The sequence below is a fragment of the Paenibacillus mesophilus genome (assembly GCF_005938385.1).
GTDB lineage: Bacteria > Bacillota > Bacilli > Paenibacillales > NBRC-103111 > Paenibacillus_AB > Paenibacillus_AB mesophilus.
On record NZ_VCRA01000061.1, the window covers coordinates 1 to 11422 of the forward strand.

General features: G+C 58.4%; 8 protein-coding genes and 1 riboswitch. Of the genes, 4 read left to right on the forward strand and 4 right to left on the reverse strand.

Translation table 11 applies throughout. From position 1 onward, the window contains the following. The first annotated feature begins 508 nt into the window (after nt 1-508). Nucleotides 509-1681, forward strand: a complete 1173-nt coding sequence (locus FE783_RS36765; protein WP_138884368.1) for an exonuclease SbcCD subunit D — start codon at nt 509-511, stop codon at nt 1679-1681. After that, nucleotides 1678-4770 (forward strand): AAA family ATPase, encoded by a 3093-nt coding sequence (locus tag FE783_RS36770; protein WP_138884369.1) that lies wholly within the window; start codon nt 1678-1680, stop codon nt 4768-4770. Before FE783_RS36765 ends, FE783_RS36770 begins: the two co-directional genes overlap by 4 nt. A gap of 399 nt (nt 4771-5169) precedes the next feature. On the opposite strand, the gene FE783_RS36775 is transcribed toward FE783_RS36770, so the two are convergent. From FE783_RS36775 to FE783_RS36785, 4 genes are all read right to left on the reverse strand, one after another. Further along, the gene (locus FE783_RS36775; RefSeq protein WP_158302252.1) at nt 5170-7224 is read right to left on the reverse strand and encodes a hypothetical protein; all 2055 of its coding nucleotides are present in this window, start codon (nt 7222-7224) and stop codon (nt 5170-5172) included. Further along, on the reverse strand, nt 7148-7609 hold the full coding sequence (locus FE783_RS36780) for a hypothetical protein (RefSeq protein WP_138884371.1): 462 nt from the start codon (nt 7607-7609) through the stop codon (nt 7148-7150). Before FE783_RS36780 ends, FE783_RS36775 begins: the two co-directional genes overlap by 77 nt. Continuing rightward, nucleotides 7573-7788, reverse strand: coding sequence for a hypothetical protein (locus FE783_RS37835; RefSeq protein WP_158302253.1), 216 nt, complete (start codon nt 7786-7788; stop codon nt 7573-7575). The genes FE783_RS36780 and FE783_RS37835 overlap by 37 nt, the downstream gene beginning before the upstream one ends. 150 nt (nt 7789-7938) lie before the next feature. After that, nucleotides 7939-8493, reverse strand: a complete 555-nt coding sequence (locus FE783_RS36785) for a DoxX family membrane protein (RefSeq protein ID WP_138884372.1) — start codon at nt 8491-8493, stop codon at nt 7939-7941. 414 nt (nt 8494-8907) lie between these two features. Next, a riboswitch (cyclic di-GMP riboswitch) is annotated at nt 8908-8994 on the forward strand. Nucleotides 8995-9133: 139 nt separating this feature from the next. Here FE783_RS36785 and FE783_RS36790 point away from each other — a divergent pair. Together FE783_RS36790 and FE783_RS36795 are read left to right on the forward strand one after the other, a co-directional pair. Beyond that, nucleotides 9134-10246 carry an HD-GYP domain-containing protein gene (locus FE783_RS36790; RefSeq protein WP_138884373.1) on the forward strand — a complete coding sequence of 371 codons (1113 nt, stop codon included), beginning with the start codon at nt 9134-9136 and terminating at the stop codon, nt 10244-10246. A 166-nt stretch (nt 10247-10412) separates the two neighbouring features. Continuing rightward, nucleotides 10413-11234 (forward strand): glycosyltransferase family 2 protein, encoded by an 822-nt coding sequence (locus FE783_RS36795; protein ID WP_202916328.1) that lies wholly within the window; start codon nt 10413-10415, stop codon nt 11232-11234. The last annotated feature ends 188 nt before the right edge of the window (nt 11235-11422 follow it).

An 11422-nucleotide genomic window follows, 5' to 3' on the forward strand; every position in this document is an offset into this window, starting at 1 on the left:
TTCCTCTTCTTTTCAGATTATTATCGACAAGTCACTGCGTGAACTAAGGAACCGCCGTATACCGAACGGTACGTACGGTGGTGTGGGAGGTCGGCTACTCAATTAATGGGTAGCCTCCTACCCGATTCAGTTTGTTCGATAGCGGAACTGTAGTCCCCTAAGTAGTGTATTTCAACGGCTTATTTTGTTTTAGCGGAACAATAGTGCGTTAAAACATGGTTTTTGTGCTTCAGTGGCGGAAAACCAGACGGATAATGGAAAATAGTTCCGTTATTTTTTCGGCAAACTGGTTTCGTCGGTCGTTAGCGGAATACAGTTCCGTTAACGAGAAGCAGCCTGCTATTTCCGGAAGTGCTGGGCAAATTTGCTATGGTTCTTTTCACCCGAGAGGACAGGAATTGTGCGTGCCGGAATCGAATGGTTAAGAGGAATGCCAAGCAGCGGCACGATCGATTACATATAGCCGTCATCCGGCAACCGGAATCCGGGAGAAAGGAAGAACCGAACGATGAAATTTATACATACCGCCGACTGGCACCTGGGCAAGCTGGTGCAGGGCGTTTATATGACGGAGGACCAGCGTCACGTGCTCGGACAGCTCGTGGAGACGGTGGAGCGGGAGCGGCCGGACGCCGTCATTATCGCGGGAGATTTGTACGACCGGGCCGTTCCGCCGACTGAAGCGGTCGATTTGCTGGACGAGCTGCTGGAGCGGATCGTGGTCGATTTGCAGACGCCGGTGCTGGCGATTTCCGGCAATCACGACAGTCCCGACCGACTCGATTTCGCCACGCGGATTATGGAAGGTAGAGGGCTACACCTGGTCGGGCAGCTGCGCGCGGAGCATAAACCGGTCGTGCTGCGGGACGAGCACGGGGAAGTGCACGTGCACCTCGTTCCTTACGCCGACCCGGCGCAAGTGAGATACATATTCCAAGACGAGGCGATCCGCACCCACGACGACGCGATGCGGGCGGTCGTCTCCCGCATCGAAGCGGTCATGGACCCTGCCGCGCGGCACATTTTCGTCGGACATGCCTTCGTCACGCCAGGCGGCGAGCCGCAGAACAATACGAGCGACTCGGAGCGTCCGCTTTCGATCGGCGGGGCGGAGCACGTGAGAGCCGAATATTTCGCCAAGTTCCATTACACGGCCCTCGGCCATTTGCATCAAGCCCACTACGTGCTGCAGGAACACATCCGCTATGCGGGGTCGCCGGTGAAATATTCGATTTCCGAGGAATCCCACCGAAAATGCTTCTACGTCGTGGAGCTGGACGGACAAGGCGCGGTCGCGCTTGAGCGGAGAGAGCTGACGCCGCTTCGGGACATGCGCCGGATTGCCGGCACGATCGGGGATATCGAGACTCACGCGCTGTGCGACGACTACGTGTTCGTCACGCTGACGGACGATAATCCGGTGTTGTTCCCGATGGAAAAGGTGCGGGCGATCTATAAAAACGCGCTGTACGTCGAGCGGCGCCCGGCTGCGCTGTCCGAAGTCGCGGCAGCGTCGGAAGGGGGCGGTCCGGCCGCCAAGGGCAGACGCGAGGCCGACCCGGTTGCGCTGTTCGAAGCGTTCTACGAGGAAGTGAAGGGCGGGCCGCTCACCGAGGAGAAGCGGCGGCTGTTCGCCGATACATACGAGGAATTGCTGAAAGAGGAAGGTGACGCCGTATGAGACCGCTCAAGCTGACGATGCATGCGTTCGGTCCTTACCGCGATTCGGAGACGGTCGATTTCACAAGCCTTGGCGACCGGCGGCTGTTCGTCATCTCCGGCAATACCGGCGCGGGCAAGACGACGATATTCGATGCGATCTGCTTTGCGCTGTACGGCTACGCCAGCGGGGAGGACCGGGCGGAGCCGCGCATGCTGCGCAGCCATTTCGCCGATGACGAGACGCATACGGCCGTCGATTTCGAATTCGCCGTCGGATCGCGCACGTACCGCGTCTTCCGGCAAATGCCCCACCGCAAAGGGACGAACAAAAGCGAAACAGGGGGCAAAGCCGAGCTGTACGAGACGACCGCAGGTGGGCAGACGCCTTGCGTGGACCGATTCCAAGTCGGCGACGTGAACGCCAAGATGGAATCGATTCTCGGGCTGACGAAGGAGCAGTTCAGCCAAATCGTCATGCTGCCGCAGGGGGAATTCCGCAAGCTGCTGACGTCGGATACGGAGAACAAGGAGGACATTTTGCGCCGTATTTTTCGGACCGGGCTGTACCAGAAGCTGGAGGGCAAGTTCCAGCAGATGCACCGGGATCTGAAGGATGCCCACAAGGAAGCCGCCGCCAAGACGGAGCTGTACTTGAAGCAGGCGCAGGAGACGATGCCGCGGCGGGAGGGAAGCGCGCTCGACGAAACGTTCGGCCAGCCGGCGTACAATGCCGCGCAGGTTATGGATGGGCTCGCGCAGGAGAGCGACTACTACCGCGAGCTCGCCCGAACCGGGGAAGAGCGGAAGAGCGCGCTGATCGCGCTGCAGGAGGAGCGCGAGGCGGAGCTGCGCGCCGCACTGCTGCTGAACGGCCGCTTCGCGGAGCTCGCGCAGAAGCGGACCAAGCTAGCGGAGCTCGAGCAGCGCCGCGAGGATGTGGCCGAGCGCGAGCGGAGGCTTGCGCTCGGCGAGCGGGCGGCGCGGCTCGAGCCGTACGCGGAGCAGGCTGCGAAGGCGGCGCAGGCGGCCGAGGCGAAGCGCCGGCAGCTCGACGCGACGCGGCGCGAGGCGGAAGCGGCCGAGCGTGCGCACGCGGAGGCGGAGGCGCTGCACCGCGCCGAGGCGGCGCGCGAGCCGGAGCGCAAGGAGGCGGAGCGCGAGCTGGCGCGGCTAGGCGAGCTCGCGCCGGCCGTGCGCACGCTCGACGCGCAGCGCCGCGAGTTGGAGCGGCTGCGTCGCGAGGAGCAAGCCGGCGCGGAGCGGCTCGCGGAGGCGGAGGCGAAGCTCGCCGCTGTGCGCGAGGCGAAGCGGGCGGGCGCGGAGCGGCTCGCCGCGGCGGAGGCGGTGACGGCGGCGCTGCCGGAGAAGCTGGAGGCGCTCGAGCGGCTGCGCCAGAAGGCGAAGCTGCTGAAGGCGCTGATCGAGGCCGAAGGGCGGCTCGGCGAGGCGGCGCGCGCGGAAGCGGAGCTGGACCGGCAGCTGCGGCGGGTGCGCTCCGAGCATGATCGGCTCGAGACGTTGTGGATCGAAGGGCAGGCGGGTCTGCTCGCGGCCCATCTGCACGACGGCAAGCCTTGCCCGGTATGCGGAAGCCTCGAGCATCCGGACAAAGCTGCTTCTGGGGAGGCGGTGCCGGGCCGCGAGACCTTGCAGCAGGCCAAAGAAGCGCTGCGCCACGTGGAGCAGGAGCTCGGCGCGGCCAAAGCGCAAGCGGCGGCCGCCCGCTCCGGCTGGGATAGCGGAGCGGTGGAGATGGCCGAGCACGGCATCGTACCGGAGCGGCTGACGGACCAGTACGCCCAGGTGGAGGCGGAAGGGAAGCGGCGGCGGGCGGAGACGGACGGGTTGAAGCAGCAAGCCGCTTCGCTGCAAGCGCTGCGGGATGAAGCGGCCGGTCAAGACCGTCAATTGGAGGAGCTGCTGAAGGAGAAAGATGCGCTTGTCCAGGTACAGCAGCGGTTAGCGGTGGAAAGCAGCTCCAAAGAGACGCTGCTCGCGAAGGAGCTGGAGCGGATTCCGGAAGAGCTGCGCTCGCCGGAGAAGCTGGAACGCCGGCTGCAGGCGCAGAGCGCGCTGACCGGGAAGCTGGAGCAGGCTTGGCAGGAAGCGCAGCGGCGTCTGCAAGAGGCCGATACCCGTCTGGCCCGGGAGAAGGCGAACGCGGCGCAGATGGCCTTGCAAGCGGAGGAAGCCGAGGCGAACTTGCGGGAAGCGGGAGAACGGTTCCGGCTCGAGCTTGAGAAGAGCGGCTTCGCGGAGCCCGGCGAATACATAGCGGCAAGGCTGGCCGAGCCGGAACGGCTGGCGTTGCAGCAGCACATCGAGCAATTCCGTCAGGCGCTTGCCGCGCTCGCGCAGCAGGTCGCGGAGCTTGCGCGGGAGCTGGCCGAGCGCCGGCCCGCCGATGCGGAAGCGATGCAGGAAGCGCTCGCCGGGCTGAAGCGGGAGCTTACGCAGACGCTTGCCGACCTGCAGACAGCCGAGCGGTACCGGCAAGAAGCGGACCGTCTCAAGGCAGCGATCGAAGCGGCGCAGGACAAGACGCGCAAGCTGGAGGAGCGGCTGGCGCAGGTGATGGATTTGTACCAGATGCTCAAAGGCGACAATCCTCTCAAAATTTCGTTCGAACGGTACATCTTGATCGAATATTTGGAGCAAATTTTGCAGGCGGCCAACGTCCGTTTGTCGAATTTGTCGGGCGGCCAGTTCCTGCTGCAGCGCAGCGACCGGCTGGAAACGCGGGGCAAGCAAAGCGGGCTCGGGCTCGACGTCTACGATGCCTATACCGGGCAAAACCGCGACGTCAAGACGTTGTCCGGCGGCGAGAAGTTCAACGCCTCGCTCTGTCTCGCACTCGGCATGACCGATGTGATCCAGGCGCATCAGGGCGGCGTCTCGATCGAGATGATGTTTATCGACGAAGGCTTCGGCTCGCTCGACGAGGAGTCGCTCGGCAAGGCGATCGCCGCGCTCGTCGATTTACAGCGCGCGGGCCGGATGATCGGCGTCATCTCTCATGTGCAGGAGCTGAAGGACGCGTTTCCGGCCGTGCTGGAAGTGCGCAAGACGAAGGAAGGGTTCAGCCGGACGTCGATCTTGTTGAAATAAGGAGTGCGCGAATAAAAGAAGGCGGCCGAAGCTTGCGATCGGCCGCCCTTTTTAGTAACACGGATCTATATTATTAAATCCTATACGGAACATTGGCATTAGCGAAGCAAACTCCATTATTACTAAACGCTATTGCGCTATTCGCCAGCCGGATGGGCGAATTCAGCGAATAGTAAACCATATTTCATGATTACTTAACTTAAGTTCAGTAATAGTTACTCGAGGTTCGCTGGTTCACCGATAGCCGAGAAGTGGAGCCAAATAGCGCAATGAGGTTTACAAATATGCAAATTCGGTTCATTGTTCACCTGAAGCGCACGAGTTTCTGAATCAAGGGAAACTTCCGGTATTCGGGAGGCGGTCGCTCATCTTCGAAGTACGTCGATATAGTTTTACTTATTACCCCAACTGGCGCAGCGGGAGCACCTTGTACACCGGCTTGCCGTTATGACCGTATTTCGGTTCCCAATATCGCAGCACGAGCGCAGGCCCTCCGCCGCCGTCCGACATGCGGCTCGTCACGTATCCGCGATCCAGCTTGTATCGGGTCAGCATGCCGGTTGACAAATCCAGCTCCGCCAGCTCGTTCCTCAGCTTTTCCCATTCGTACAGATCTCCGTTATGCAGCGTAAAGTAAAGCTTGCTGCCGTGGTGTACGATGTCCCCCACCGTCGTATTGTTTTGCCTGAACAGCTCGCGTATTCCCCCGTCCGCCCAATCGATGGCGATAATCCGGTAGCCTTGCACGAGATACAGCTTCTTGTTTATCGCGTCGAGCCGGTACGAGCCTTCGCCCGATAGCGGCGCGACGTACTCTCCGATAGGCGGAACTCTCGGATAAGCAATTGTCCGTTTCCAAGCGCCGTCGCGGCCGAACACGACAAGCCGCTCATCCATCATGACGAAGACGTCTTCTTCAACCGGTATTATTTTCGTCGGAAACGCCCCGTTTCTATTGTAGCCCGTATAGATCGAGCGGTATTGCCGCAATTTCGGGTCGTGCTGAACGACGTATCCCGCAAAGTAGAACCATGCAAGGCCCGTTTTCGCATCCGTATAGGTCGTATCCGCTAACCCGAACCATTCCAGTTCCATCGTCTCCTCGAACTCGAACTTACGCCCGGATTCGTCTAGCACCCGCAAGTTCGTATCCAACACAGTAATTCCTTTCATGCTGGCGACCCGCAATTGGTCCATGTCCCGAACCTCGATCGATTTCGGAAAAGGGAGAGGATACTCGGCCACGACTTGAAACTTCTCATCCAGCTTAATAATCCGGTTGCCGAACGTATCGGCGACGAACAAGCGGCTGCCGATTCGGACGAAATCTTGCGCCGTATAGGTCAGTCCGCCTTTGCCGAAATAAACGGAATCGGCCAGCCCGACGGGAAGCCTGCCCGATTCGACAAGAGAACCATCCTCCAGTCGATAAAGCGTATCCTGCATGAGCACCGCCCATCGGTCGTCTATGCTGCGGACCGTCGGAGGCGACTGGAAGTCTCCGCAGCCGATAAAGCAATCTTTTTCCATCGCCTTCAGCACTTCGTCCGGTATGTCGGGAAAATCGTTGTCGGCTATGACCGATTTCGGCACTTGAAGCTTGATCGGCGCGGTTGCGCCGCCGTATCCGTCCCCGTCCCCGGCAACTGCCCCATTGCGATCTACTTCTCTCCCGCCCCCGGCAGACGCTGTGCCCTCCCGTTTCCATCGAACGTCCTTGATCCAAAGCTCCTTCAGTACGTTCGCCGATGCGGTAGCCTGCGGACGGTAATGAATCAGATCGTGCGAAGAGAGAACAGCTTCTGTTCCCGCCGTTTCGAAATGGAGCAAGCCGTCCGTTTGATAAAGAAACCGGGCGCCGTTCAAAGGATAGGTCCAATACCGGTCATGGGCAAACCGGGTTAGCCGCTCGTACTCGTATTGAATGATTTCAATCTGCTTATCGCCGGCTCTATAGAAGTTCAGCAAGTCGTACATACGCCAGCCGTCTTCGAAAAGCATCGGATTGTAGCCGAAATAGGAGTAATAACCCGCACTCGGAAACGACAAAACGTCCCTCCCTCGAGGATCGGTAAATCGTCCGAGCGGATACGTCCTATCGAGATCGTCCGCGAGCAGCGTAAAATCGACGGCTCGATGGTCGACGTACCGCGATACATGGGGCCCGTTTGCCGCATCGTAATAGACGATCGCGCCCCGATCGTCCTCGAATGACGATATTACCTCCCCAACCGGGAGCGGAAATTGCCGTTCCCGCTTGAACGATAGTACGTCCGCTTGGCGCTCCGGCTTCCTAAGGCGATAGTTTTGACCCGCGTCGGACTCTCCTTCGTTCGCGAACTTGGGACTGACCGGAACAAATCGGTCCAAACCCGGCTTATACATCAGTTCGGAGAAACCGTCGCCATTTTGCACCGTTACAAAATAAAGGCGCGGCGTATCGGCTGTCGTCATGGTCAGCACTTGATCCGGTCCGAAATGGATTCGCTCTATTTGGCGCTTCGGAGCTTCGCTGTGCAGATTCGTCGGGTATTTGCAGCGCGTACCACTGGCCGACCGGATGGTCGCGGTCCGGAAGCTGCGTGCCGAGCAGCAGAGAGGAGCCGCTGCGCCACATCCTCGCCGGATAATCCCGGTCGAACGCGAGCAGCGTTCGGCTGCGGAAGCCCGCTTCGTCGGCGAATTGATGAACGACTTCGTTGCTGCGTAAATACAGAAATCCTTTTTTGCGGTCCCCGCTATGGTACAGCAGTATAGGCTCCTCGGTATCGGTTCGAAACGGGCGGTCGGCGGCTCTCCATTTCAAGGAATCGTGCCATTGCAATTGGGCGAGCAGCACCGACGGGGCCGTTTCCTCGCCGGCGGCACGGGAACCGCTCCCGCGAGCGTTTTGGGCTCACGCTCGTTATGCGCTTTAACTGCTGTGGCGGCTGCTATAACGAAGGCTGCGGCGGCTGCTATAACGAAGGCTGCGGCGGCGATGAAGCCGGTTGCCGAGCATTTTTGTTTCCAGCTCATGGCTTGCCCCCCTAACTGTCAGATTGCGGTCCGATACTAGTTAGACGTCCCCGATTGGCAATATGTTCCTTTGTGCAAATGAAATACCCGCCTCAGGAGGAAGAGGCGGGTATCGTTGTGTCGTATTCGAGTTAGACGGTCGGCGTCGGGTTAAGCGTGCATCGGAGCTCCCGTTCCGCCTATTGTCTTGTTCGTTTTATTCGTCTTGTCACCTCCCCGTCTGATGCGGGCCGTCAGCTTTCTAAGCAGCGGCAGCAAGTAGTAGTCGACCCCGAACTTGCCGGCGTTCGCTCCGGCGACGAAGACGATCGTGCCGATGAGCACCAGCCATGGGTTCGTGCTTACGGTGCCGGCGAACAGGAACATGAAGTTCATCATGAGTCCGAAGAAGGCGGCTGCAGTCGTCAGCGCTCCGAGGATGAGGCCGAGTCCGACCAGGAATTCGCCGAGCGGGATCATGATGTTAATCAGCTTTACGTTCGGCATGGCGAAATTGTCCAGGAAGGCGGTGAAGGTCGGGTACATCAGCTCGCCCGTCGCTTTGTCGGCTACCGGCTTGGCGATCGCGTTTTTGAGAAATCCCGTGGCGTCGAACCCGCCGGTCAGCTTATGCCAGCCGGCCGTAAGCCAAGTCCAGCCGAGGTAGATGCGGATGAAGAGCAGTGCGATGGCGGCGTAGTTGTTTTCTCTCCATAATTTTAACATGGAAACCATCTCCTTATTTGGTAAGTTATTTTTTTCACAATGTTTTCCGAAAAAAAGTTCGGCTCCGTCTGTTTCAGCACTGTCGGGTTTTGTCGGATCGGATCAGCCCTTCAGATCCGATTCCCGCTGCAGGAGAGCGGGATGCTTGCGGCTTGAATATTACGTAGCGCATCTTGCATCTTCCTTTCCGTTTCGCGGTTGGTCCGCTTTCTGTTGCTTGTTGCTTTCTTTCTCTTCCACGTCTTTACTATAACATGGCGCTTCCGGATGGTATGTGATTTAAATCACATAGTTGTGGAGAAGGCGAAATTATAGGTCCGGCAATCCGATCGTCCCGGAACAAGAGTCTACAGAACCAGTTACAGCGGAAAACATCTAGATATAATCGCCCAAATCGATTATGATGAGTACGACAGTCGATAAAGGCAAACTTGTCGAAAGATAAGGACGCAAAGCTGCAGGCCTAATGGTCGGAGGACCGATGGCGGCTGAGTTGCCGAAGCTTGGGGTTTCTTTTGTCATTTTATCGATAATGACGTCCTGGCTTCTTCTTTATGGAGACGGGGCGTTTTTTTGTTTTCCCGAAAAGAACGGGCAGGGCCCGGACGGCAGGTTACTCTAAGGAGGAGGAAATTCCAGCATGCAATGCGACCAGTATGAAGATTTGATCGGAAAAAGACTGCTCCATAATATCGTAAACACGACAGGCATGATGCTGATTCCCGAGAATACGATATTGACCGACAATCACATCGAGAAGCTGGAGAAGTTCAGGATCGATATATTCGACATTCACGTGGAAGAGGTGGTCGAGCCGAGCGAGACTTGGGCGGCGGCGGAGCTCGCGAAACATCCGGAGCCGGATGAGAGGGGAGCCGGCCATACGGCGGCCGGAACGGTGACGGCGGTTCGGGCGGAGACGGGAGAGCTGGTCAAGCGGGCGGACGCCAAGATGCGGGACATCGAGAAGCTGATTCTGAATACCGGCAAAATCCCGTTGTCCGAGGTAGATGAGCACGTGCTGCCGACTTTGATGGAAGCGACCCAGAACCGTAACGTCTACAAGCTGTTCGCCGATCTTCGTGCCGAAGAGGATTACCGGTTCAAGCACAGCATCGGCGTCGCCTTTATGTCCGCCGTTCTCGGCCGCTGGCTCGGGATGAACGAGCAAGAAGTCGCCCAGCTTGCCACCGCCGCGAGTCTTTGCGACATCGGCTCGATCAAGCTGCCGAGCTCCTTGCTGAACAAAACGTCCGAGCTGCTGCCTCACGAATTGGAAATCATGAAACAGCATACGACGCTCGGCTACGATCTGCTGAAGCAGTCCGGCGTCGAGGAGCGCGTGGCGATCGTGGCGCTGCAGCATCACGAGAGAGAAGACGGAAGCGGCTATCCCGCACGGTTGAAGGGACCGCAGATCGACCGCTTCAGCAAAATCGTCGCATTGTCCGACGTCTATTTGGCCATGGTGTCCGAACGTCCCCAAAGGCCGTCCTTGCCGTTCCATCAAGTTATCCATAATCTGCACGCCGATATCGTGCGCAACCGGTTCGACTCGGTGATCGGGATGACGTTCCTGAACCGTCTCATGTCCGCGCAAGTTGGAAGCGATGTCATGTTGACCGACGGCCGGAGAGGCAAAATTGTGCTCATCCATCCCAATTATCCGACGCGACCGTTAATCGCCCTGGAAGATGGATGTATCGATTTGAGCAAAACGGATTCGGTTCGACTGAAGGAGATTTACGGCTGAGTCTTGATTGAAAGCGCATTCGGCAACGCTGGACAACGGTTTGACAAATCAACAGCTGCAATCGGAGGAGGGAATGATGGGATTATCGGGCGAGGGCTTATTACGCGGCGTTGTGGTATAATGGCACCGTTGAACGAATTCGGATCGGAAAGGAATGGATTAGGCGATGCCCCCACTAGTATCCGTAATAACTCCTACGTATAACCGGCTGGGCGAGCTCGGAGAACTGCTCGAAGCTTTAAGCCGCCAAACGTACAAGCATCTGCAAATCGTCGTCGTCAACGACAACGGGGAATCGGTTCGTCCCGTATGCGAGCTTTATCCGGAGCTGGACATCCGTGTTGTCGATCTGGAGAGCAATCTGAAGCATGTGAAGGCGCGCAATCGCGCGCTGGCGGAAGCGACGGGGAAGTACATACTGCCATGCGACGATGACGACCTGCTCGTGCCGACGCATATCGAGACGATGGTGAGGGAGCTGGAATCGGACGGCTGCGACTTGGTTTACTCCGATGCCGAGATTGTCGATTTCGTATGGGAGGACGGCATGCGCAAGCCTGTCGGCCGTCTCGTCTTCGCCTACGGGCACGATCTGCCGGCGATGCGCCAATTTTCCACCTTCGTGCCTTCGGGCAGCTTGTACCGCAGAAGCTTGCATGACGAGATCGGCTTGTTCGATGAAGAGGTGTACCATTATTGGGACTGGGACTTCTTCCTGCGAGTGTCCGACCGGCATAAAGTGAAGCGCGTTCCGGCAGCCGGAGTGCTGTACGCGTTCTCGCAGAACGGAAGCGGCAATTTGTCCGGCCAATTGGAGGACATGCGGCCGTATCTGAACCGGTTATCGGCCAAGCACGGACTCGGGGATTTGCCTACGAAAAATTTTTTCCTGCTGCTGGAGGAACCCGACGTGAAAAGCCGGCGGGCGGAAACGACCGTCTTGTGGGACGGCATCCCGTTTCGCTCCAGGTTTGCGCCGACGGTGTGAGGAAGCAGCGGGGAACGAAGCTGCCGCCAAACAAGAAAAACCGTCCGGTTCCCGGACGGTCCAGCCTGTTGATTAACCTCAACAGGCTATTTTTTTGGTTTCTTTATCTATTCACCGCGTTAATGTGGTATAATATAGCTATCCTATTTAGGCGGTGATTGCATGCTTCGCTCCAATCCACATGCACA

What these genes read in the sequence shown, in the direction of transcription:
- FE783_RS36765 (WP_138884368.1), top strand. Translation starts at nt 509, where the DNA reads ATGAAATTTATACATACCGCCGACTGGCACCTGGGCAAGCTGGTGCAG.
- FE783_RS36770 (WP_138884369.1), top strand. Translation starts at nt 1,678, where the DNA reads ATGAGACCGCTCAAGCTGACGATGCATGCGTTCGGTCCTTACCGCGAT.
- FE783_RS36775 (WP_158302252.1), bottom strand. Translation starts at nt 7,224, where the DNA reads ATGACGACAGCCGATACGCCGCGCCTTTATTTTGTAACGGTGCAAAAT.
- FE783_RS37835 (WP_158302253.1), bottom strand. Translation starts at nt 7,788, where the DNA reads ATGAGCTGGAAACAAAAATGCTCGGCAACCGGCTTCATCGCCGCCGCA.
- FE783_RS36785 (WP_138884372.1), bottom strand. Translation starts at nt 8,493, where the DNA reads ATGTTAAAATTATGGAGAGAAAACAACTACGCCGCCATCGCACTGCTC.
- FE783_RS36790 (WP_138884373.1), top strand. Translation starts at nt 9,134, where the DNA reads ATGCAATGCGACCAGTATGAAGATTTGATCGGAAAAAGACTGCTCCAT.
- FE783_RS36795 (WP_202916328.1), top strand. Translation starts at nt 10,413, where the DNA reads ATGCCCCCACTAGTATCCGTAATAACTCCTACGTATAACCGGCTGGGC.